Annotated in this window: 23 protein-coding genes and 1 tRNA gene; 14 read left to right on the top strand and 10 right to left on the bottom strand. The window is 65.0% G+C overall.

Annotated elements, in window-relative coordinates:
- Positions 1–8 precede the first annotated feature (8 nt).
- From GDN70_RS17310 to GDN70_RS17270, 9 genes are all read left to right on the top strand, one after another.
- Positions 9–389 (top strand): carboxymuconolactone decarboxylase family protein, encoded by a 381-nt coding sequence (locus tag GDN70_RS17310; protein ID WP_028140570.1) that lies wholly within the window; start codon positions 9–11, stop codon positions 387–389.
- 15 nt (positions 390–404) lie between these two features.
- The gene (locus tag GDN70_RS17305) at positions 405–1,175 is read left to right on the top strand and encodes an SDR family oxidoreductase (protein ID WP_038949973.1); all 771 of its coding nucleotides are present in this window, start codon (positions 405–407) and stop codon (positions 1,173–1,175) included.
- A gap of 22 nt (positions 1,176–1,197) precedes the next feature.
- Positions 1,198–1,938, top strand: coding sequence for an SDR family oxidoreductase (locus GDN70_RS17300; RefSeq protein ID WP_038949974.1), 741 nt, complete (start codon positions 1,198–1,200; stop codon positions 1,936–1,938).
- A 23-nt stretch (positions 1,939–1,961) separates the two neighbouring features.
- On the top strand, positions 1,962–2,678 hold the full coding sequence (locus GDN70_RS17295; protein WP_038949975.1) for a GntR family transcriptional regulator: 717 nt from the start codon (positions 1,962–1,964) through the stop codon (positions 2,676–2,678).
- Positions 2,679–2,702: 24 nt separating this feature from the next.
- Positions 2,703–3,677, top strand: a complete 975-nt coding sequence (locus GDN70_RS17290) for a tripartite tricarboxylate transporter substrate-binding protein (protein ID WP_038949976.1) — start codon at positions 2,703–2,705, stop codon at positions 3,675–3,677.
- Between the two features lie 235 nt (positions 3,678–3,912).
- Positions 3,913–4,542, top strand: a complete 630-nt coding sequence (locus tag GDN70_RS17285; protein ID WP_038949978.1) for a DUF1326 domain-containing protein — start codon at positions 3,913–3,915, stop codon at positions 4,540–4,542.
- A gap of 50 nt (positions 4,543–4,592) precedes the next feature.
- Complete coding sequence (locus GDN70_RS17280; RefSeq protein ID WP_038949979.1) at positions 4,593–5,414, top strand: DUF2182 domain-containing protein; 822 nt, start codon at positions 4,593–4,595, stop codon at positions 5,412–5,414.
- 257 nt (positions 5,415–5,671) lie between these two features.
- Positions 5,672–6,886, top strand: coding sequence for a zinc metallochaperone GTPase ZigA (gene zigA, locus GDN70_RS17275; RefSeq protein WP_038949980.1), 1,215 nt, complete (start codon positions 5,672–5,674; stop codon positions 6,884–6,886).
- Entirely contained in the window at positions 6,883–7,068 is a 186-nt protein-coding gene (locus GDN70_RS17270; RefSeq protein WP_049806662.1) for a hypothetical protein, read from the top strand. Before zigA ends, GDN70_RS17270 begins: the two co-directional genes overlap by 4 nt.
- A 10-nt stretch (positions 7,069–7,078) precedes the next feature.
- Here the strand turns inward: GDN70_RS17270 and GDN70_RS17265 are convergent.
- Both GDN70_RS17265 and GDN70_RS17260 read right to left on the bottom strand, forming a co-directional pair.
- Positions 7,079–7,163: transfer RNA gene (locus GDN70_RS17265), tRNA-Leu, on the bottom strand.
- A 219-nt stretch (positions 7,164–7,382) separates the two neighbouring features.
- Positions 7,383–7,625, bottom strand: a complete 243-nt coding sequence (locus tag GDN70_RS17260; protein ID WP_011088012.1) for a FliM/FliN family flagellar motor switch protein — start codon at positions 7,623–7,625, stop codon at positions 7,383–7,385.
- 95 nt (positions 7,626–7,720) lie between these two features.
- Here GDN70_RS17260 and lipB point away from each other — a divergent pair, with 95 nt between their 5' ends.
- Together lipB and GDN70_RS17250 are read left to right on the top strand one after the other, a co-directional pair.
- A complete protein-coding gene (gene lipB / locus GDN70_RS17255) occupies positions 7,721–8,458 on the top strand; it encodes a lipoyl(octanoyl) transferase LipB (RefSeq protein ID WP_095426271.1) in 738 nt (245 codons plus the stop codon).
- Positions 8,459–8,654: 196 nt separating this feature from the next.
- Positions 8,655–9,368, top strand: a complete 714-nt coding sequence (locus GDN70_RS17250) for a DNA helicase (protein WP_173015826.1) — start codon at positions 8,655–8,657, stop codon at positions 9,366–9,368.
- Between the two features lie 44 nt (positions 9,369–9,412).
- Here GDN70_RS17250 and GDN70_RS17245 read toward each other — a convergent pair whose 3' ends face one another.
- A complete protein-coding gene (locus tag GDN70_RS17245) occupies positions 9,413–9,835 on the bottom strand; it encodes a 4-oxalocrotonate tautomerase family protein (protein ID WP_028140580.1) in 423 nt (140 codons plus the stop codon).
- Positions 9,836–9,948: 113 nt separating this feature from the next.
- Between GDN70_RS17245 and GDN70_RS17240 the strand changes: the two genes are divergently transcribed.
- Positions 9,949–10,803 carry a LysR family transcriptional regulator gene (locus GDN70_RS17240; RefSeq protein WP_028140581.1) on the top strand — a complete coding sequence of 285 codons (855 nt, stop codon included), beginning with the start codon at positions 9,949–9,951 and terminating at the stop codon, positions 10,801–10,803.
- Between the two features lie 4 nt (positions 10,804–10,807).
- Here GDN70_RS17240 and GDN70_RS17235 read toward each other — a convergent pair whose 3' ends face one another.
- The 3 genes from GDN70_RS17235 to GDN70_RS17225 are packed head-to-tail and all read right to left on the bottom strand — an operon-like array spanning position 10,808 to position 13,480.
- Positions 10,808–12,244: a TIGR01777 family oxidoreductase gene (locus GDN70_RS17235; RefSeq protein ID WP_152102819.1), complete on the bottom strand. Its 1,437-nt coding sequence runs from the start codon at positions 12,242–12,244 to the stop codon at positions 10,808–10,810.
- Positions 12,241–12,906 carry a DUF4166 domain-containing protein gene (locus GDN70_RS17230; protein WP_152102818.1) on the bottom strand — a complete coding sequence of 222 codons (666 nt, stop codon included), beginning with the start codon at positions 12,904–12,906 and terminating at the stop codon, positions 12,241–12,243. Before GDN70_RS17230 ends, GDN70_RS17235 begins: the two co-directional genes overlap by 4 nt.
- A 16-nt stretch (positions 12,907–12,922) precedes the next feature.
- On the bottom strand, positions 12,923–13,480 hold the full coding sequence (locus GDN70_RS17225) for a GbsR/MarR family transcriptional regulator (protein ID WP_152102817.1): 558 nt from the start codon (positions 13,478–13,480) through the stop codon (positions 12,923–12,925).
- A gap of 144 nt (positions 13,481–13,624) precedes the next feature.
- On the opposite strand from GDN70_RS17225, the gene GDN70_RS17220 reads away from it, so the two are divergent.
- Positions 13,625–15,145: a PAS domain-containing sensor histidine kinase gene (locus GDN70_RS17220; RefSeq protein ID WP_028140585.1), complete on the top strand. Its 1,521-nt coding sequence runs from the start codon at positions 13,625–13,627 to the stop codon at positions 15,143–15,145.
- 173 nt (positions 15,146–15,318) lie between these two features.
- Here GDN70_RS17220 and GDN70_RS17215 read toward each other — a convergent pair whose 3' ends face one another.
- From GDN70_RS17215 to GDN70_RS17200, 4 genes are all read right to left on the bottom strand, one after another.
- Positions 15,319–15,618, bottom strand: a complete 300-nt coding sequence (locus GDN70_RS17215) for an acylphosphatase (protein ID WP_018320639.1) — start codon at positions 15,616–15,618, stop codon at positions 15,319–15,321.
- Positions 15,615–16,481, bottom strand: coding sequence for an oxaloacetate decarboxylase (locus GDN70_RS17210; RefSeq protein ID WP_028140586.1), 867 nt, complete (start codon positions 16,479–16,481; stop codon positions 15,615–15,617). Before GDN70_RS17210 ends, GDN70_RS17215 begins: the two co-directional genes overlap by 4 nt.
- A gap of 148 nt (positions 16,482–16,629) precedes the next feature.
- Complete coding sequence (locus GDN70_RS17205; protein WP_038972902.1) at positions 16,630–18,645, bottom strand: acetyl/propionyl/methylcrotonyl-CoA carboxylase subunit alpha; 2,016 nt, start codon at positions 18,643–18,645, stop codon at positions 16,630–16,632.
- Between the two features lie 173 nt (positions 18,646–18,818).
- A complete protein-coding gene (locus GDN70_RS17200) occupies positions 18,819–19,901 on the bottom strand; it encodes a putative zinc-binding metallopeptidase (RefSeq protein ID WP_028140908.1) in 1,083 nt (360 codons plus the stop codon).
- Positions 19,902–20,114: 213 nt separating this feature from the next.
- Here GDN70_RS17200 and GDN70_RS17195 point away from each other — a divergent pair, with 213 nt between their 5' ends.
- Positions 20,115–22,592 carry a PAS domain-containing sensor histidine kinase gene (locus GDN70_RS17195; RefSeq protein ID WP_038972903.1) on the top strand — a complete coding sequence of 826 codons (2,478 nt, stop codon included), beginning with the start codon at positions 20,115–20,117 and terminating at the stop codon, positions 22,590–22,592.

The raw sequence follows: 22,592 nt of genomic DNA, 5'->3' as shown, positions 1-22,592 counted from the left end.
AGACCACAATGGACAAAGCGACCTACGACCGCGGCCTCGAAATCCGCAAGAGCGTGCTCGGCAACGAATTCGTCGACAAGGCGATCGCATCCGCCGACGAGTTCAACCGGCCGATGCAGGACCTCACCACGGAATATTGCTGGGGTTACGTCTGGGGCCGCGAGGGCCTCACACGAAAGACGCGCAGCTTCCTCAATCTGGCGATGCTCTGCGCACTCAACCGTCCTCATGAGCTGAAGACCCATGTCCGCGGCGCGCTCGCCAATGGCGCGACCAAGGAGGAAATCCGCGAGGTCTTCATGCAGGTCGCGATCTATTGCGGCGTGCCGGCCGGCGTGGATGCGTTCCGGAATGCGAAGGAAGTCTTCGCCGAGCTCGACAAGACGTAGCGGAGCGTGACTGCGATGAAGGGCAAATGGGCACTCGTGACCGGCGCGACCGCGGGCCTCGGCCTCGCCATCGCCGAAGGGCTTGCCGGCGCGGGCGCCAATATCGTCCTTCACGATCTCGACACGCCGAAGCAGGCCGCGGATGACCTCCGCGCCCGCTTCGGCGTCGAGGTCATCGCCGCCGGCGCCGATCTGTCCCGGCGCGAGGCGATCGAGGCCATGATGGCGGACCTGCTCGACCGCTGCGGCGCGATCGATATCCTCATCAACAACGCCGTCGTGCGGCATTTCTCTGCCATCGAACAGTTTCCGCCCGAGCGCTGGGATGAGGCCCTCGCCGTCAATTTGTCGGCGCCGTTCCACCTCATCCGCCTGGCGCTGCCTGCGATGAAGCATCGCGGCTGGGGCCGGATCGTCAACATGGGCTCGATCTATTCCAGCCGCGCGGTCGAGGACCGCATCGACTACGTCACCACCAAGACGGCGATTGCAGGCATGACCCGCGCCGTCGCCATCGAGACGGCACGCAGCGGCATCACCTGCAACACGCTCTGCCCAGGCACGCTGCCGACGCCCGCGATCCTGAACAAGATCGCGACGATGGCATCGAGCAGCGATCGTCCGGTCGAGGACGTGACGCGCGACTATCTCGGCGAGCGCCAGCCGACGCAGCGCTTCGTCGAAATGGACGCCGTCGCCGCCATGGTCGTCTTCCTCTGCGGTCCGGCCGCGAACGACATCACCGGCGCCAGCCTGCCGATCGACGGCGGCTGGTCGGTGGCATGAGAACTGGAATGGGAGTGCAGCGATGACTGAACAATCAGGCCAGACCGTGGTGCTGACGGGTGCCGCCGGCGGCATGGGACGCGCCATCACCAAGGCACTGCTGGATAGCGGCCGCCGCGTCGTGCTGGTCGATCGCGACGCCAAGGCGCTTGAAGAGCTGGCGGCGACGGCGGGCGATGCGGTGTTTCCGATCCAGCTCGACGTCAGCGATGCAACGGCCGTCGATCGCCTGCCGGATGCCATTCCCGGTCATTTCAAGCCGGTCGACGTTCTCATCAACAATGCCGGCCACGACATCGGCGGCCGGACGCGCTTCGACATCGGTTCTGCGGACGACTGGTCCAGCATCATCCAGACCAACCTGATCGGCCTGATGCGCGTCACGCGCGCGATCCTTCCCGGCATGGTCCAGCGCAACGCCGGCCACATCGTCAACATCAGCTCCATCAACGCGGTGCGGATCGTGCCCGACATGGCGGCGTACAGCACCAGCAAGGCGGGCGTGCACATGTTCACCGAGACCCTCCGGGGCGAGCTGGCGGAAACCGCGATCCGGGTGACCGAGCTGCAGCCCGGCCTGACCCGGACCAACATCATCCTGACCCGCTACCGCGGCGATCAGCAGAAGGAAAAGGACTATTTCGACCAGTTCAGGATGGCGCTCGATCCGGCCGATATCGCCCGCTCGATCGTCTTCGCGCTCGACCAGCCCGCCCACGTTCAAATTGCCGAAATGATGATTCTGCCTGTAAACCGGTACTGAGTTTTCCCGAACAGGACCCGGACATGGAAAGACGCAACGAATTGCAGTCGACACTCCGCATCGAGGACGTCCCGACCGTCCGGGCGATGGTGGCGCAGAAGCTGCGTGAGGCGATCATGTCGGGAACGCTGAAGCCGGGCCAGCGCCTGGTCGAGCGCGAGCTCTGCGAGATGATGGGCGTCAGCCGCCCCTCGATCCGCGAAGCGCTGCGTGCGCTCGAAGCCGACGGGCTGGTCAATACGGTTCCGCACCGCGGCCCCGTGGTGTCCACGATCAGCCTCGAAGAGGCCCGGCAGCTCTACGCGGCGCGCGCAGTGCTCGAAGGATTCGCCGGCCGCGAATGCGCCAGGCTTCACGACCCCGAAGTGGCACGCCGGATCGGCGACGCCCTGACACGGCTGAAGGCGGCCGCGGCCAAGCAAGACCTCGTCGGATGCCTCGAAGCCAAGACCGATTTCTACGCGGCGCTGATCGGCGGCTGCCGCAATGCGTTTATCCAGCGCATGCTCAAGCCGCTGCACGATCGCATCCAGCTGCTGCGGATCACCTCGATGTCGCAACCGAAGCGGATCAACAAGAGTCTGCGCGAGGTCACCGCGATCTGGCGTGCGATCCAGAACGGCGATCCGGATCTCGCCGAGCGTTGCTGCGTCGACCACATCAACGCGGCCGCGGTGGCCGCGCTCGACATGATCGAAAAATCGTCGGCGGCCAAGGAGGCGGCGCCTTCCGACGACTAGAATAATGCCGCCAGGGAGTGTTCGATGAAGTTTCTCGTACGATCGCTGATCCTGTTCCTCCTGCTTCATCCCTGCGGCGCAGCGCTCGCTGACGACTTTCCCAATCGCCCGGTCACGATGATCGTGCCGTTCTCCGCCGGCGGTCCCGGCGACGTCATCGCACGTATCCTCGGCAGCGCCATGAGCGCAACGCTGAAACAGTCCATCGTCATCGAGAATGTCGTCGGTGCCGGCGGCACGCTGGGCACCAACCGCGTCGCCAAGGCGGCCGCGGATGGCTACACGCTGCTGCTGATGCATGTCGGCCAGGCCACCGCGCCTGCCCTCTACGCCAAGCTGCCGTTCGATCCGGTCGGCGATTTCGCACCGGTCGGGCTCGTCACCGACGTCCCGATGATCCTGGTGGCGCGACCGAATTTTCCAGCCAAGGATCTCGGCGAGCTGGTCGCGCACATTCGCAACGCCGGTGACAAGATCACTTTCGGCAATGTCGGTCTCGGCTCGGCCTCGCAGCTCTGCGGCCTGATGTTCATGAGCGCCACCGATACCAAGCTCACCCCGATCTACTACAAGGGCGGCGGACCGGCGCTGAACGACGTCATCGCAGGCCACATCGACGTCTATTGCGATCCCGCGACAGGGCCGACGCCGTACATCCAGTCGAAGACGATCAAGGGCTATGCCATCACCAGCAAGACGCGTGTCGCGACGCTGCCTGATGTGCCGACCTCGACTGAAGCCGGCGTTCCCGAGTTCAATGTCACGACCTGGTACGGCCTCTACGCGCCGCGCGGCACGCCCAAGCCCGTCGTCGACCATCTCGTGGGCGCACTGCAGACGGCGCTGAAGGATCCCGCGCTGATCAGCCGCTTTGCCGAGCTCAGCATGGCGCCGGTCGAGCCCGAGCGCGCGACGCCGGAAGCCCTCGAAGCTTTTCTGAAAGCCGAGATCGGCAAATGGGGACGGATCATCAAAGCGGCCGGAATCGAGCCGCAGTAGGCTCGGCCATCTCCGGACCACGTCCAGAAAATATTCGTGATCTCAAAGGGAAAATTGGCTTCGGTACGCTCGGAGGACGGTCGCGTTTGGAGTTCAGGCGCAATTCCAGCTGATCGGTGCACTTTTCCGTAAATCGGCCGAGCCCCATTGCGGGGCTCCGCCGCGCGGCGTAACTTTCAACCAAGCGTAGCTCATTCGAAAGCATCTATCGGGTTCGGCCTAGCGGGAGACAGCGATGGCAGATGTCCCATGGCACCTTTCCGGTGACTATTTCGAGAATTGCAGTTGCAGCATCGTGTGTCCCTGCCTGGTGTCGGCGGCGCCCCCGTTGACCGCACGACCGACCGAGGGCTTCTGCAACGTACCGCTGATCTTCCACATCGAGAGCGGCCGCTACGGTGACATCGAGCTGGATGGACTTAATGTCCTCGTCGTCCTCCACGCACCTGGGGTCATGGCAGACGGAGATTGGTCGATCGCCGCCTATATCGATCAGCGCGCCAGCGATGAGCAGACCGAGGCCCTGGCTGCGATCTTCACCGGCGGTGCCGGCGGTCCGATGGCCGCGTTCACGCCGCTGATCAGCAAGAACCTGGGGGTACGCAAGGTCCCGATCACGTTCCGGATCGACGGCAAGACGCGGTCCGCGGAAATTCCCGGCATCCTGCACATGTCCGTCGATCCCCTGCCAACCATGCATCCGAGCGGGGAGATGTGGGCGAACATCGGCCATCCGGTCAGCCCCGATGCCATGGTGATGGCCGTCGGCGCCGCCGGCAATACCTTCAGCGATCATGGCATGCGCTGGGATAATTCCGGCAGGAACGGCCTCTATGCGCCGATCCGCTGGTCGAACCAGGCGTGATGTAAACTTCCGATACCGGCCGGCGTCAGGCCCGGCAATTTCGATCGCCAATGACGGACAACCCACTGGAAACCGTGCTGCGTCGCGATCGCTGGATCGTCGGCGGCGCGATCGGCCTCATTGTCGGGCTGGCATGGAGCTATGTGCTCTGGCTCGCCAACGACATGGACATGGGCGGCATGGACATGGCCGGATTCCGCATGATCCCGGCCGGGATCGGAATCATGCTGCCGACGAGCGAGCCGTGGCGAACATTCGAGTTCGCCTACGTGATGCTGATGTGGGCGGTGATGATGATCGGAATGATGGCCCCTTCGGCCGCGCCGATGATCCTGATGTACGCCCGCGTAGGCCGACAGGGCAAAGCACAGGGCAAGCCGTTCGCCGCGACCGGCTGGTTTGCCGCCGGTTATCTCCTCGCCTGGTGCGGCTTTTCGCTGGCGGCCACCCTTCTTCAATGGGCGGTCGAGCGCGCCACCTTGCTGGATTCCCGAATGGCGCTCGCAAGCAACCTGCTCGGCGCCATCGTGCTGGTCGCGGCTGGTGTCTATCAATGGACACCGCTGAAGGACGTCTGTCTCGCCCAATGCCAGTCGCCGTTTCTGTTCCTGATGCGCCATGGCGGCTTTCGCGGCGACCTGCGCGGCTGCCTGCTGCTGGGACTTCGGCACGGAGGCTATTGTGTCGGTTGCTGCTGGGTTTTGATGGCGCTGTTGTTCGTAGGCGGAGTGATGAACGTGCTCTGGATCGCGGTTTTGGCGCTGCTTGTCCTCCTGGAGAAAGTTACGCCGGTCGGACGATGGATCGCGCGCGCTGCCGGCATCGCATGTGTGGCCGCGGGCGCCTGGCTGCTGGTGCACTTGCCGCAGTGATGCAACCTGCTTGACGTTCAGTTCGATTTCTACGCTGGGCTGCGTCGCCCGTTCTCCGGCGCACCGCTGTCCGGCATTTTGCCTGCCCCGACCGCTCCCACGGGGCAAAGAACAATCACTTGAACGTTCGCAACTTCAGTTGAACCGCAAAACGGCTTGACGACGACGCCGACAATGAATGTAATGTTATAACATTACATATCCGGTCCCAATGCCCCCGCGTCACTCTATCCCCTTGAAAAGACTGTTCGATCTCCATGCAAAAACTCCCCGTCACCGTCTTGTCCGGCTTCCTCGGGGCTGGAAAGACCACTTTGATGAACCACGTCCTGAACAACCGGCACGGCCTGAAAGTGGCGGTGATCGTCAACGACATGAGCGAGGTGAACATCGATGCGGATCTGGTCCGTGGTGGCGGTGCGAACCTGTCCAGGACTGACGAGAAGCTCGTCGAGATGACCAACGGGTGCATCTGTTGCACGCTGCGCGACGACCTGCTGAAGGAGGTGCGCGCCCTCGCCGAAAACGACCGGTTCGATTATCTGCTGATCGAATCCACCGGCATCTCCGAGCCGCTGCCGGTTGCTGCGACCTTCGACTTCCGTTCCGAGGACGGCGAAAGCCTCTCCGACGTGGCACGCCTCGACACCATGGTCACCGTGGTCGACGCGGTGAATCTGCTGAGGGATTATTCATCGACGGATTTCCTGGAGCAGCGCGGCGAAGCGCTTGCGCACGACAAGCGCACGCTGGTCGATCTGCTCGTCGAGCAGATCGAATTTGCCGACGTGATCGTGCTCAACAAGGTCGATGACGCCTCGCCGGCACAACGCGAAACAGCGCGAAAGATCATCCGCGCGCTCAATCCGGAAGCGGAGTTGATCGAAGCCAACCACAGCCGGGTCGCCTTCGATCGCATTCTCGACACCGGCCGGTTCGACTTCGAAAAGGCGCAGGCGCATCCACTCTGGTTCAAGGAACTCTACGGCTTTGCCGATCACGTGCCGGAGACGGAGGAATACGGCGTGAGCAGCTTCGTCTATCGGGCGCGCCGGCCGTTCGATCCCGAAAAATTCGACAAGTTCGTGCGAGAGCCCTGGCCCGGTGTCATTCGCGCCAAGGGACATTTCTGGCTGGCGACGCGGCCGCAATGGCTGGGCGAGATCAGCCAGGCCGGCGCGATCACGCGCACCGAGGCCCTTGGATTCTGGTGGGCGAGCGTGCCTGCGGAACGCTGGCCGGACGACCCGTTTTGGCGCAAGCGGTTGCGTGCGAACTGGAACGACATCTATGGCGATCGCCGCCAGGAAATCGTGTTCATCGGCGCGGGCATGGACGAGAGCGCGCTCCGCGCACGCCTGGATGCCTGCCTTGTCCCGGGCAAGCCGGCCATGAACGTCACGGAATGGGCGAAGCTTGCAGACCCGTTTCCAGTCTGGCGGCGCGCGAACGAAGTTTTGGAGCGCGAATGACCAAAATCGTCCGCTTCGCCTCGAAATCCGAACTCGAGCGGCAGCGCCTCATCCGCGAGGCGCGTGCGATCTACGACAGCATCTTCCCACCGGACGCCCCTGCCGGCGGCTGCGCACATGATCCGTCAGATCAACGGGCGGCGCACGAGGCGGCCGCCGAAATTCTGCCCAAACAACGATAAGGGATGAAGGTGGTGCGCTCGGAGGGACTCGAACCCCCACGATTTTACTCACTGCCACCTCAAGGCAGCGCGTCTACCAGTTCCGCCACGAGCGCTTTGGGGATGCCGGCTTGAGGCTTGAAGGCCGGCCGGATCAACGGCGCCGATCTAACAAATCCATCAGAGGGGTACAAGCCTGCAAAGGCCCTGAATTCCACAGCTTTGCAGGAAAGTTCCTGGCCTTCCCCCCGAATCGGCCCTTACCGCCGGCCCAGTGCCCCTACCGTGTACCGGGCCGCGACCGCGTGCTCCCGGCCTATCGGGTCCCCGGGCCGCTACCGCGTGCCCGGCGTGCGCGGCAGCATCTGCTTGACCTCGACCGCGATCCGGTTGCGGTCGACCAGCACGACGCCGGAGGCGACCGGCAGATTATTGGCCAAAACCTTGACCTCATCGGCCTCGGTTGCGTCCAGCTCGATGATGGCGCCGCGGGAAAGACGTAATACTTGATGGATCGGCATCGTGGTCGTCCCGAGGACGACCATGAGATCCACGGTGACTTTATCGAGAGTGGGCACTGTCAGGACCGCCGCAACCAGGGACGAAGGACCAAGGACTTGGAACAAGCCCTTGGCATTTGCGCCTGCAATGATCACCACGTTATGGTTAGCCAATGGTTAATTTGCCCCAAAACCCGCGCCAAGAGCTGGATTTGACGTCGTTTTCGGCGTCCCACGGCCAGCCCGTGGAGTGGCGAATCTCGGACGCGGCGGTGCCCTATCCGGAGGCGGTGGCCGAGATGGAAGCCCGGGTCGCCGCCATTGCCGCGGGCGAGGCCGCGGAGCTGGTCTGGCTGCTCGAACACCCCCCGCTCTACACCTCCGGCACCTCGGGCAAGGACAGCGACCTGCGCGATCCCCGATTCCCGATCTTCGCCACCGGGCGCGGCGGGCAGCTCACCTATCACGGGCCGGGCCAGCGGGTTGCCTATGTCATGCTCGACCTCAAGCGCCGCCGGCCGGACGTCCGGGCTTATGTCGCGAGCCTGGAGGAGCTGATTCTGCGCACGCTCGCCGCCTTCAATGTCCGCGGCGAGCGGCGTGAGGATCGAGTCGGCGTCTGGGTCAGGCGCCCCGACAAGGGCGAAGGTTACGAGGACAAGATCGCGGCGATCGGCGTGCGGCTGAAACGCTGGGTCTCGTTCCACGGCATCGCCATCAATGTCGAGCCGGAGCTGTCGCATTTCACCGGCATCGTGCCGTGCGGCGTCACTGACGCCCGCTACGGCGTCACCTCGCTGGTCGACCTCGGCCAGCTCGTGACCATGGCTGACGTCGACATCGCGCTTCGGCAGGCATTTGAGGAGCTGTTCGGGCCGACCAAAGCGTTGGTACCGGAAGCGGCCGCCTAGCATTTTTGTGGCGCCCAACCGCGCGCAGTCCCCGCTCGTCGCGGAATCGGCTATGCTCGCGTCAGGTGTCGCCCACGCCTCCCCCCTCCGCCGGGAAAGCAGACTTCATGCCGGGCGATGAGATCATCGGCCGACTGTTCGAGCGCCAGGCATAAGGAGGGATTGCGCTTTCTGCTCGCAATGGGAGGTTTTGACGATGAGATTGTCTGCACCGATCTATCATCTGAAGCGCAAGGCGAAGCGCCTGTCCCGCGAGGAAGGCATTCCGCTGCACGATGCACTTGATCGCATCGCGACGACGGAAGGGTTTTCCGCCTGGAGCATGCTCGCAGCGAAAGCCGCGGCCATCACGCCGGCGGGCAGGCTGCTTCCGCAATTCCGGCCCGGCGATTTGGTGCTGGTCGGCGCGCGCCCCGGCCAGGGCAAGACTCTGATGAGCCTCGAACTTGCCGTGGAAGCCATGCGGTCGGGCCATCGCGCTGCGTTCTTCTCGCTCGAATACACCGAGAAGGATGTTCTGGAGCGCTTCCAGGCGATCGGCGCGGACCCCGCGCAATTCCGCGAGCTCTTCGATGTCGATTGCTCCGACGCCATCAGCGCCGATTACATCGTCAAGGAGATGGCCGCGGCACCATGCGGCACGTTCGTGGTGATCGACTATCTGCAATTGCTCGACCAGAGGCGGGAAAACCCCGACCTCTCCGTTCAGGTTCGCGCGCTGAAATCGTTCGCACGCGACAAGGGGCTGATCGTCGCCTTCATCTCGCAGATCGATCGTTCCTACGATCCCGCAGTCAAGCCCTGCCCCGACCTCGACGATGTCCGCTTGCCAAATCCGCTGGATCTGAAGCTGTTCGACAAGACGTGCTTCCTGAACAATTCCGAAGTTCAGTTCAGGGCAGCAAGCTGACGATCAGGCCGCGGGTGAGATGGCTCTACCCGCGGCTTGCAGCCTCACGCCGCCTGCAGCGACACGTCGAGCTTGCCGGCGATGTAGCGGCGTTCCTGGGTGAGGCCGCCGAAACCGTAGGCATCGCCCTTGACCTCGTCGACATGCAGATAGGTCTCGGGATGCAACGGCCCGAGAATCTCGGCCATGCGCTTGAACATGGCGGCAAGATAAGCGGCCTTCTCGTCCTTGGTATTGGTGCCTTCGGTGACGTGGATGTCGATCCAGTAGCTGGCAAGCTTCTGCTCGGCGAGCGACTTGCCGCCGGCGAACCAGTCGTCGGCCTCGACCGACTTCACGATGATGGCAGTCACCTTGGGATCCTTGTGCAGGATCTTTGCGGTGAGCTCGGACACGGCGTTGGCGATCTCGGCCTTCAGCGAGGGCGACTGGCGGGACGAGGTGTAGGACACGGTGATCAGCGGCATGGTGGCTCTCCTCAAGATGCAGCGCGGGATTTGCCCGGCGTTGGTGAGAAGCTAGACCTCTCCTCGTCATTTTGATATCTTATCTCTGTTGATACCAGTGATAACGATCTATAATGACAGCCACCCTCGATATCGCCACCATCAAGGCCTTCCTGCTGGTCGCCGACCTCCAGAGTTTTACGCGTGCTGCCGAGGCGCTGGGCACGACGCAAGCCGCTGTCAGTCTCAAGCTGCAGCGGCTGGAGACGTTGCTGGGAAGACGCCTCGTCGAGCGCTCGCCACGCGCGGTCCGGCTCACTGCCGACGGCGCCAGCTTCCTCGATCGCGCCCGCGCGCTGATGGCGGCGCATGACCGCGCGCTGTCGGGCGAGGCCCCGGCCGCGCAATCGCTCTCGCTCGGCATCTCCGATCACGCCGCCGGCCCCGAGCTGGTGCCGCTGCTGGAACGCCTGCACGCGATGTCGTCAAATCTCACCCTCGCCGTCACCATCGGCTTCTCGCGCGAGATGCAGGACGCCTATGACGCCGGCGAGCTGGACGCTGTGATCGTCCGCCAGGAGGGCAGCCGCCGCGGCGGCGAGAGGCTGACCGAGGACGAATTCGGCTGGTTCGCGTCACGGCGCTTCACCCTGCCGAAGGGCGAAGCGCTGCCGCTCGCAACCCTCGCTCCGCCCTGCGGCGTCCGCGCCATCGCCGTGCGCGCGCTCGACAAGGCCGGCCTCGCCTGGCACGAGCGCTTTGTCGGCGGCGGCGTCACGGCGGTGGTCGCAGCTGCGCTCGCGGGACTTGCGATTGCGCCACTGGCGCGGCGGATCGCGCCTCCCGGGCTGGTCGATATTGGACCCGCGCACAGGCTGCCGAAACTCGGCAGCTCGAAGGTGATGCTACATTCGAAGGTCAGCGATCCCGCCAAGCTTGCGGCGCTACGCGCGGTGGCGGCGACGTTTCGGAGCGTCGCGGCCACCTGATGTCTCACAAAATCGCCTCGAACGCGCTGCGCAGCGTCTCGTGCCTGAATACAAAGCCGCGGCTCAGCGCCTTGTTGGGCAGCACGCGCTGACCGCCGAGCAGCAGCTCGTCGGCGAAGCCGCCGCCGATCCGGCGCAACAAGCCGCCGGGAATGCGGAAGATCGCCGGCCGATGCAGGCGGCGGCCAAGCTCCTCGGTGAATTTTGCATTGGTCACCGGGATCGGCGCGGTGGCATTGACGGGGCCCGACAGATCCGGCGTCGCCATCACATAGGCGATCAGGCGAATGAGATCATCGCGCTCGATCCAGGACATCCACTGCCGCCCGGTGCCGATGGGACCACCGAGGCCGAACTCGAACGGCGTCAGCATGCGCGTGACGAAGCCGCCTTCGGTGCCGAGCACGAGGCCGATGCGCAAACAGACGACGCGCACGCCAAGCTCCTCCGCCGGCCGCGCCGCCTTCTCCCAGGCCGCGCAGAGCTCGTGGCTGAAACAGGCGTGCGACTTGGCCGACTCCGTCAGCACCTGGTCGGCCCACAATCCGTACCAGCCGATCGCGGAGCCGCTGACCAGCACCTCGGGCTTGCGATCGAGCCGCGCGATCAGTTTGACGATTTCGCCCGTCATGTCGATGCGGGAGCCAAGAATCTTCGCGCGCTTCGCCTCGGTCCACAAGCCGTTGCCAATCGGCTCGCCGGCGAGATTGACGATGGCGTCGATTGGCGTGTCCGCGGCGAGCTGATCGAGGCTGGTGATCAGCGTGACCGGCGGCGGCAGCATCTCCGCCTTCGCGGGATTGCGGATCAGCGCGATGACCTGATGCCCGGCGCCGCTGAGGCTCGCCGCGAGGCGACTGCCGATGAAGCCGGTGGCACCCGTTATCAGCACGGTCTTGCGGCCCGGGAGCTTTTCGACAAGCCCCTCGGCGGGAACGCTGCGCATCCGGCCGAGCCGGCGCATTGCGGCAAAATCCCTGAGGCCGCAGAGCGAGGCGCCAACCGCGCAGGCGGTCGCGGCGATGCTGAGCAGGCCCTGGTTCATGACGGTCACGCCAAAGGGCTGCATCGCCCAATCGGTCAGCACCGGCAGCAGCAGCACGAGAATGGCGCCGTAATTGATCGCGAGCAGCGTGTGGTTGATGCGCTCGCTCGGCGGCAGTTTCCGGCTCAGATCCTCCTCGACGAAATCCATCAGCGTGATGACGATCTCGGCGACCAGCACCGCGACGATCAGCAGCGCCAGCAATCCATAAACCTCGAGCCAGCCGAGCACGAGGAACAGCAAGGCATAGAGCATGTTGCGGATGCCATGCAGCTTGAGTTCGAAACGCTGCGACACCCGCCGGGCCAGGCGCTCGGTGAATTCGTGGTGATAGAAGGTGTCGAACACTCCCATCACGATCTGGATGGCGATGAGCGTCCACAATAGCGGCGTCATGATACGGCCTCCCTGAAGGTGGCGGACTGGTGGATCAGCGCGCCGTAACGAGGATGAATGACATCGAGGGTGAAGCGGAATGCGCCGTTGCCGAGGTCGCGGTGCGTCACCATGAGATCGCCCGGGGTGAGCCAGCGCGGCAAGGGGATCCACAGGCGTCCGAGCTGGAGCCCATAACCGGCACTGCGGAAGGTCAGCGTCTGGTCCTCGACCGCGGTGCGGAGCGCCATCGAGACGCCGAAGCCGACATATTCCTCGAGCCCCGTCGGACCGGCAAAACGCTTGGCGGAATGGATCACGTGCGGAAAGCCGCGCTTGCGCGCGCAGATGCGGGTCCAGGTCTGACCGCCGGTCGTGCCGTCCTCGGTCACGGTGACGATCATGGGAACACCGGTGTCGCGGCCGGTCGGCAGCGGCCCGCCGATCAGGCGCGCAGCCTGGGCGAACCACCAGCCGATGTCGCTGAAGGAGACCTCGTCGACCACTCCGACATAGACGACGCTCTCGCCGTCCGCGACGCGTTTGGAGAAACGCCGCCACGTCGCCAGCGGCAGCCGGCCCCAATCCTCGTCCGACAGCAGCGCGCGGAAGCGGCGGTCGTCGAGCAGTTTGGTGTGAGCGGAGGTCGATGCGTTGGAGCCTGATAATCGAGCCGACGTCATCGCACCCTCCTCAGCGCTATTTGGCCTTGCCCAGCGGCAGCAGGCTGACGATCTTCTCGCCAAGCCGCATCAAGGCGAACAGCCGCGGCCGCGGCACCTTCAGCATCTGCATGAACCAGTGATCGGCGAGCTCGGTGAAGGCGAGCATCTCCTTCAGCCGCTTGCTCGCGACCGGATTGATGGTCGGATCGCCGGCGGCATCGGACACGCACGCCCTGAGCGCCGCGATCGCCGGATCGAGCTCCCGCTCCTTGCGCCGCGCCGCTATTCTGGCGGCGACCTCCCAGATGTCGGTCTCGGCCTCGTAATGGTCGCGGCGGTCACCGAGGATCGGCACCCGCCGGATCAGGTTCCAGGCGAGCAGCTCCTTGAGCGAGTTGGAGACGTTCGAGCGAGCCATGCCGAGCGTGTCGGCGATGTCCTCGGCGGTCATCGGCGCCTCGGCAAGATAGAGCAGCCCGTGAATCTGGCTGACCGAGCGATTGACGCCCCACTCGTCCCCCATGTCGCCCCAATGCAGGATGAAGCGCTCGACGGCGGCGGGAAGTTTCTTCTTTCCGGTCATTTCTGTCATGACAGAAATATCTGACGATAATGTCCCCTTGTCAAGCGGGCTTCATCCCGTATACGGGTGCCGGATATCTGCCTAAAAATGTCCCAACTTCAGGGAACCATCCGCCTCCTGTGGCGTTTGCTCCCGTCGAGGCAGGGTCCCGGAATGATCGGAAAGTTCAGTCAACAGCGAGACTTGTTCGAGAGCGAGCGCAGTTTCCGGCTGTTGGTTGAGGGAGTTGCGGACTACGCCCTCTACATGCTCGATCCCAGAGGGATCATCACCAGCTGGAATATCGGCGGCGAGCGCATCAAAGGCTATTCGCCCGGGGAGATCCTCGGCCAGCATTTCTCCCGCTTCTACACCGAGACTGACCGTGCCAACGGCAGGCCGGCCCGCGCGCTCGGCATCGCGCGGGAAAAGGGCCGCTATGAGGAGGAAGGCTGGCGCGTCCGCAAGGACGGCACCTTCTTCTGGGCAAGCGTCGTGATCGACCCGATCTACGAGGACGGCGAGCTGGTCGGTTTCGCCAAGATCACGCGCGACATCACAGAACGCCGCAATACGCAGCTCAAGCTCGAGGCGATGCAGAAGCAGCTCGCCGAGTCCCAGAAGTTCGATGCGCTGGGGCAGCTCACCGGCGGGGTCGCGCACGACTTCAACAATCTCCTGATGATCATCAGTGGCAGCCTGCACATGCTGAAGCGAGGCCCCGACGACGCGGCCAAGGTTCAGCGCGCGATCTCGGCGATCGAGACCGCCACCAAGCGCGGCGCGGCGTTGACCAACCAGCTCCTCACCTTCGCGCGGCGGCAGAGCGTCAATCCGCAGGCGATCGATTTCGCCGAACGCATCGCGGCGATCCGCGAGGTGCTCGATGCCGGCGTCGGCAGTTCCGTACGCCTGGCCTTCGACATCGGCCCCGACGTTTGGCCGGTCAAGACCGATGCCTCCGAGCTCGAGACCGCGCTGCTCAACCTCGTCATCAATGCCCGCGACGCGATGCCCGACGGCGGCACGGTGACGATCGGTGCGCACAATGTCGTGCTGGACGAGGCGCCGCTTGCCGGCGACTTCGTCGCAATCGACGTCACCGATACCGGGCTCGGCATTCCCTCCGACGTTCTCGACAAGATCTTCGAGCCGTTCTTCACCACCAAGCCGATCGGAAAGGGAACCGGCCTCGGCCTTTCCCAGGTGCACGGCTTCGCCCATCAGGCCGGCGGCACCGTCAAGGTCGCAAGCGCGCTCGGCAAGGGCACGACGTTCACCATCCTGCTGCCGCGCGGAGAAGACACGCCGTTGCGAGAAGCGGCTGAAGGACCATCCTTCCAAGGCAGCGGCACGGTGCTGCTGGTCGAGGACAATCCCGACGTTGCGCTCGTCAGCATCGGTCTTCTGGAGCAGCTGGGCTACCACGTCCGCCGGGTCGCCGACGCCGAAGCCGCCTTGCGCGAGATCGAGAATAGCGGCGTCGACTTCGTGTTCTCGGACATTGTCATGCCCGGCAAGATGGACGGGCTCAGCCTCGCCCATCGCCTCCGTCAGATCCGTCCTGGCCTGCCGATCCTGCTCGCCACCGGCTACAGCGACGTCGCCGCCGGCGTGCGCGGCGATTTCCCGATCCTGCGCAAGCCGTACGAAATCCACGAGCTGAGCGAAGCGATCGCCAAGCTGCCGCGGTGAGGTTCTCGAGAGGTGAACACTTCGTAGGGTGGGCAAAGCGAAGCGTGCCCACCATCTCACTACGATCGCGAAAGTCGTGGTGGGCACGGCGCAAGAGCGCCTTTGCCCACCCTACGAGACCAACTTAGCCGCTCGGCATTTACCTTTCCCTGCGGCCGGCGCACAGACAGCACCTACACCGTCGGCAACACCGAGAACGCTTCCCCTGCCCTGCGCAGGTTCAGCTCATCCGCGCTCGCGGTCTCGCTCGTCACGCTGTCCACGCGCGAGGATGGCGGGCCGTGGCGGCACAGCGCGACCATGTCGGCGACATGCTTCGGTGCGCCCGCGAACAGCGCTTCGACGCAACCGTCGCGGCGGTTGCGGACCCAGCCTTCGAGGCCGCTCGCAGTTGCCTGGTACTCGACCCAGGCCCGGTAGCCGACGCCCTGGACGCGGCCGCGGATCATCACCTGGAGGATCGCCCGGCTCATTTTTTCAGCCCGAGAAAGTCGGCGCTGCGCGCCTTGACGTCGGCCTCGCGCATGACGCGGGTGGTCAGGTCCGATGATGCCAGACCTCTCAGCGCCTTCGGCGCCGTGCCTTCGCGCAGTGCCTTCTGCGTTTCATACACGGCTTGCGTCGCAGCCGCGATCGGCGCGTGGCCCTGAAGCGCGATACGCACGCGCTGACTGGCGAGATAGTCGAGCGCGCTCAGCTCCTCCGGGGCACCGCCAAGCACGATCGGCAGGCGCGTGGCGGCTGCGACGGCCTCGAGCTCCGCGCGCGACTTGATGCCGGTGAAGAACAGCGCATCGACCCCGGTCGCCTCATAGGCCTGCGCACGGCGGATCGCGTCCTCGATCGAGGTGATCGAGGCTGCTCCCGTGCGGCCCATGATGACCAGCGAGGCATCGCTGCGGCCATCGAGCGCCGCCTTCATCTTGCCGACGCCTTCCTCGAGCGAGATCAGCTGCGTCTTCGCCTCACCGAAGGCGGCCGGCAGCAGCGTATCCTCGATGGTGAGGCCGGCGGCGCCAGCGGTCTCCAGCTCCTGCACCGTGCGGCGGACATTGAGCGCATTGCCATAGCCGTGATCGGCATCGACCAGCACCGGCAGGCTAGCTGCGCGCGACATCCGCCGCATCTGCTCCGCAAGCTCGGTGAGCGTGATCAGCGTGATATCAGGATCGCCGAGCACCGCGAGCGAGGCGACCGAACCGCCGAACATGCCAAGCGGAAAGCCGAGGTCCTCGGCGATGCGGATCGAGATCGCGTCATAGACCGAGCCGGGATGGATGCAGGCCGAGCCCGACAGGATGAGGCGCAGTTTCTCGCGGCGGGAACGAAAGGCCATGGGTGCCTCACTCTCAATTCCGCATCCTGAGGAGCGCGCTCTTGCGCGCGTCTCGAAGGATGCAGGCCCGGCTGTGGCCTCGCCCTTCGAGACGCCGCGCAAGCGCGGCTCCTCAGGGTGAGGGTCGACTGTCGTACTCCGGAGCGCCTTACGCAAACTCCAGGATCAGCGCGTCCACCGCCAGCGTCGCACCGGCGCTGGCGTGAACCTTCTTCACGGTGCCGTCCTGCTCGGCGCGCAGCACGTTCTGCATCTTCATGGCTTCGACCACCGCGAGCGTCTCGCCGGCCTTGACCTCCTGCCCTTCGGTCACCGCGATCGAGACGATGAGCCCGGGCATCGGGCACAGCAGCTTCTTGCCGGTGTCGGAGGCCGTCGTCACCGGCATCAGCCGCGCCGAGGTCGCTTCCGTCTCGGTCCAGACATAGACGGGGACCTCGACGCCCTGATGCGCGAGGCGGATGCCGTTCGGGATCGGCCGCGCCTGCACCGCGACGAAGTGGCCGTCGATGCTGCCCTGCCAGACCGGATCGCCCGGCTTCCACGGCGAGGCCAGCAGATGCGAATTGCCGGCCTTGCCCTCGGCGTCGATGAAGCGCACGGCGATCGCCTCGCCTTCGCGTCCGACCTCGAGCTGGATCTCCTGGCGGTCGAGCCAGACCGCGCGGCGCCGCTCGCGCTGCACGACGCGGCCGCCCATCTGCCCCGAGATCTGGCGCTTGCGCTCCCCCAACACGTGATCGATGGCGGCGCCGACCGCGGCGATGCGCCGGGCGACCTCGCCTTCCGGCACGCGCACCGCAAAGCCTTTGGGGAATTCCTCGGCGATGAAGCCGGTCGAGAGCCGCCCCTCGCGCCAGCGCGGATGATGCATCAGCGCCGACAGGAACGGGATGTTGTGCCTGATGCCGTCGACATAGAACGAGTCGAGCGCGGTCGCCTGCGCCTCGATCGCGGCCGCGCGCGAGGGCGCATGGGTGACGAGCTTGGCGATCATCGGATCGTAATGGATCGAGATCTCGCCGCCCTCCTGGACGCCGGTATCGTTGCGGATGGTGATGCCGTCCTTGCTGGCTTCCGCCGGCGGACGATACTTCACGAGCCGCCCGATCGAGGGCAGGAAGTTGCGGAACGGGTCTTCGGCGTAGAGGCGCGATTCCACCGCCCAGCCCGTCAGCGTGACGTCCTTCTGCGCGATGGCGAGCTTCTCGCCGGCGGCAACGCGGATCATCTGCTCGACGAGGTCGATGCCGGTGACGAGCTCGGTGACGGGATGCTCAACCTGGAGGCGCGTGTTCATCTCCAGGAAGTAGAAGCTCTTGTCCTGCCCCGCGACGAACTCGACGGTGCCGGCGGAGTCGTAATTCACGGCCTTGGCCAGCGCGACGGCCTGCTCGCCCATCTTGCGGCGCGTGGCCTCGTCGAGCAGCGGCGACGGCGCCTCCTCGATGACCTTCTGGTTGCGGCGCTGGATCGAGCACTCGCGCTCGCCGAGATAGACGACATTGCCGTGCTTGTCGCCCAGCACCTGGATCTCGATGTGGCGGGGATCGACGATGAACTTTTCGACGAAGACGCGATCGTCGCCGAACGAGGCCTTGGCCTCGGCCTTGGCGAGGTTGAAACCTTCCGCAACCTCGGAGGTCGAATGCGCGATGCGCATGCCCTTGCCGCCGCCGCCGGCGGACGCCTTGATCATCACGGGATAGCCGATCTCGTCGGCGATCCTGACCGCGTGCTTGTCGTCCTCGATGACGCCGAGATAGCCGGGCACGGTCGAGACCTTGGCCTTGGCGGCCGCCTTCTTCGACTCGATCTTGTCGCCCATCGCCGCGATCGCGCCCGGGTTCGGGCCGATGAAGACGATGCCTGCTGCCTCCAGCGCGCGCGGAAACGCCTCGCGCTCGGACAGGAAGCCGTAACCGGGATGCACGGCCTCGGCGCCCGTCTTGCGGCAGGCCTCGACGATCTTCTCGATCACCAGATAGCTCTCGGCTGCCGCCGGCGGGCCGATCAGCACGGCCTCGTCGGCCATCTCGACATGGAGGGCGTCGCGGTCGGCCTCGGAATAGACGGCAACCGTCTCGATTCCCATCTTGCGGGCAGTCTTGATGACCCGGCAGGCGATTTCGCCGCGATTGGCGATCAGAATGCGTTTGAACATGCTTTTCTTGAGTCTCGACCTTGGGCGGGACCCTTCCCTGGCCGTTGGGGCCTATGGGACGGGCCGTGTGGCTCCCGTGGTACATCAAAATCGGCCGGAGGCAACGGTCTAAATCCGGGCCATCTGGCGTACCAGCGCAAGACCGAAACCGGACCGACGAGCCGTCGGACGACCTACGGCTTGCCGGGCCTCGACGCGGACCTGGCGACGTCCCGGAGCAGGCCATGAACAAAGCCCAGCTTGCCGACCACGGCGGGCGACAGGATGAAGGGATAGAGGTCACGCAGGCCCATGGCGCGGTTGACGCTGTTCATGGCGAAGGTGAAGGGCAGCCATGCGTTGACCAGCGCCTCGACGTCCCTCGCCTCATAGGGGTTGAAGCGGATACGCGCCGTCAACTCCCCGTCGCGGTCGACCTTGGGACGCACCTCCATGCCGAACTCGGCGGCCATCTCCAGGGTGTCGACGATGTGAAGATAATGCGCCCAGGTCTCGGCGAAATCTTCCCAGGGGTGCATCGTGGCATAGGCCGAGACATAGTTCTGCTGCCAGTCCGGCGGCGCGCCTTCGGCATAGTGACGCCGCAGGGCCTGGCCGTAATCGGTGGAATCGTCACCGAATACCGCGCGGCATTCCTCGAGCTTGCCGCCGCCCTGCACCAGCACGTCCCAGAAATAGTGCCCGACTTCGTGGCGGAAATGCCCGAGCAGCGTACGATAGGGTTCTCCCATCTCGAGCCTGCGGCGCTCGCGCTCGATGTCGTCGGTCTCGGTGAGCGCGATCGTGATCAGGCCGTTGTCGTGGCCGGTCATGACCCTCTCTGCGCTGTTCGGATCGTCGGCGAGGAAATTGAAGATCAGACCATGCTCGGGATCGTCTTGCCGGGCCTGGAGCGGCAGCTTCCAGCGGATCAGGGAATAGAACAGACGGTGTTTCGCCACCTCCAGCTCGCGCCAGCCGGCAAGCTGGCGGGGGTCGGACAAATCCGGCACGATGCCGTTGTGGCGGCATGCACGGCAATAGCCGTTGCCCTCGCCCGTATCCGTCAGCCAGTTGCAGGCATCGTACTCGGCATTCCGGCACAGCATCCGGCTTTCGCCCTTGTCGGCCAGGATCCGCCAGGCCTCTCCGTCGGGCTCGATCGCCGACATCGTCTCCTTCTCCGGCAGGAAGGCGACCCGATGGCCGCAGCGTTCGCAGGCACGGTTCTCGAAATAGAGAACGTTGCCGCAGGCCTGGCAGACAAAGAGCTTCAAGATTTATCCTCTTCGGAAAGGGAGCCTTATCAAAGACATTCGCGACGCCTCGCGAAGACGCGTCCGCCGGCCGATCGTTCCAGTCTCCGGAACAAATTGCCAGACCCGGCGTTCGTTCATGCGCACCGCCATCCGTTTAATGGCGCCTTTCCCAGCCTTATTCCTCTAAACAATGGCCATCACGCTCCGTCTGTGTGAATATCGGTCCGGCACGTGCGCTCCCGCATGACAACGGCCGATGCCTTGAACGATCCCTTGCCCGAGACCATCGCCGCCGAAAGGCTGCGTCAACACCTCGAAGACGTCGCGCGCGAGCGCGACAACGCCTATCGCGCGCTCCAGGAGCGCGAGGCCGAGCTGGCGCGCATCCAGCGCATCGGCAAGGTCGGCGGCGTCGAGGTCGATTTTCGCGAAGGCTTCAAGAACCGCCGCTCGCCCGAATACCTCATGATCCACGGCCTGCCGCCGGAGGCGGCGGAGGAGTCGCACGAGGACTGGGTCAATCGCATCCATCCCGAGGACCGCGACGCCACCGTCAAGCACTTCGTCGATGCACTCGCTGGTACGAGCGAAGACTACACCGCCGAATACCGCATCGTCCGTCCCAATGACGGTGAGACCCGCTGGATCCGGGTCGTCGCCAAGATCGAGCGCGACAAGGACGGCCGCGCCATCCGGCTCGTCGGCGCCCATATCGACATCACCGACCAGATGCTCGCGCGCGAGACCCTGCGGGAGAGCGAGGAGCGCTTCCGGCTGATCGCCGACAGCGCGCCGGTGCCGATCTGGGTGACCAAGCTCGATCGCAAGCGCTCCTTCGCCAACCAGGCCTATGTCGATTTCGTCGGCCTGCCCTACGATGAGGCCATCGACTTCGACTGGCGCAAGGTGCTGCACCCCGACGACCTGCCGCACGTGCTGCAGCAATCGGTCCAGGGTGAAGCGTCGCTCAAGCCCTTCGTGCTGGAAGCGCGTTACAAGAACGCCAGCGGCGAATGGCGCTGGCTGCGCTCGGAATCGCAGCCGCGCTGGGACCCGACCGGCAAGCACATCGGCTTCATCGGCGTCGCCCACGACATCACCGTCGCCAAGCAGGCCGAGATCGAGCTGCGGCAGCTCAACGAGACGCTGGAAGAGCGCATCGCCGAGCGCACGGCCCAGCTCGAATCCAACGAGGCGCGGCTGCGCGCGATCCTGGAGACCAGCAACCAGTATCAAGGCCTGGTCAATCTCAGGGGCGAGCTGCTTTACGCCAACAACACCGCACTCGATGGCATCGGGGCGAGCTCGTCGGATGTGATCGGAAAGCCGTTGTGGGAGACGCCCTGGTTCAGCGCGACGGAGGGCATGAGCGCGCAGGTGCGCGAGGCCTTCCACACCGTGCTCAAGGGCGAAGCCGTGCGGCTGGAGATGCGGCTGCGCCTTCCCATCGGCGAGCGCGATTTCGACTTCGGCATGCGCCCCGTGCTCGACCGCCACGGCAACATCACCGGCGCCGTCCCTGAAGCCGTCGACATCACCGAACGCCGGCGCGGCGAGGAAGCCCTGCGGCAATCGCAGAAGATGGAGGCGATCGGCCAGCTCACCGGCGGCGTCGCCCACGACTTCAACAATCTCCTCACAATCATCCGCTCGGCCACCGACTTCCTGCGCCGCCGCGAGCTGCCGGAAGAGCGCCGCCGCCGCTATGTCGATGCCATCTCCGAGACCGTCGAGCGCGCCTCCAAATTGACCGCCCAGCTTCTGGCGTTCGCGCGCCGGCAGCCGCTGAAGCCGCAGATCTTCAACGTCGGCAGCCAGGTCGAGGGCGTCGCGCAGCTGGTCCGACCGCTGGTCGGCGGCCGTATCGACATCGCGGTGGAGATTCACGATGCCGACTGCTTTACCGTCGCCGACATCGCCCAGTTCGAGGCCGCTCTGATCAACCTCGCCATCAACGCCCGAGATGCCATGAACGGCGAAGGTCGCCTGATCATCGCCGTGCGCAAGGTCTCCGGGATTCCCAGCCTGCGCGCACAATCGGCGCGCGGCGGCGACTACGTCGCCATCTCCGTCAGCGACACCGGCAGCGGCATCGCGCCGGAACATCTCGACTCGATCTTCGAGCCGTTCTTCACCACCAAGGAGGTCGGCAAGGGCACCGGCCTCGGCCTCAGCCAGGCTTTTGGTTTCGCCAAGCAGTCCGAGGGCGACGTCGCGGTGACGAGCACCCAGGGCAAAGGCGCGACCTTCACCATCTATCTGCCGCAGGCACAAAGCCCCGCGACCGACAAGGAAGCCGCGGCACTGACCCATGAGGCCGCGGCCACCGGGCGCGGCTATCGCGTGCTCGTGGTCGAGGACGACGACGAAGTCGGCCGCTTCTCCACCGAGCTTCTGGAAGATCTCGGCTACGTCGTTCGCCGCGTCGCCAACGCCAACGCCGCGCTGGCGATCCTCGGCGAGAACGAATTCGCCGTCGACCTCGTCTTCTCCGACGTCATCATGCCCGGCATGAACGGCGTCGAGCTCGCCGGCATCATCCGCGAGCGCTATCCGGGCCTGCCCGTGGTGCTCACCTCCGGCTACAGCAACGTGCTCGCAGAAAACGCCCATCGCGGTTTCGAATTGATCCAGAAGCCGTATTCGGTGGAATCGCTGTCGCGCATCCTGCGCAAGGCGATCACGGAGAAGCTGTCGGTGGCAAGGTGA

Origin of the sequence: Bradyrhizobium sp. TM102 (assembly GCF_009176685.1) — a bacterium.
Taxonomy (GTDB): domain Bacteria; phylum Pseudomonadota; class Alphaproteobacteria; order Rhizobiales; family Xanthobacteraceae; genus Bradyrhizobium; species Bradyrhizobium ottawaense.
Note: the sequence above shows the minus strand (reverse complement) of the source record. Positions and strands in the feature narration are given on the sequence as shown.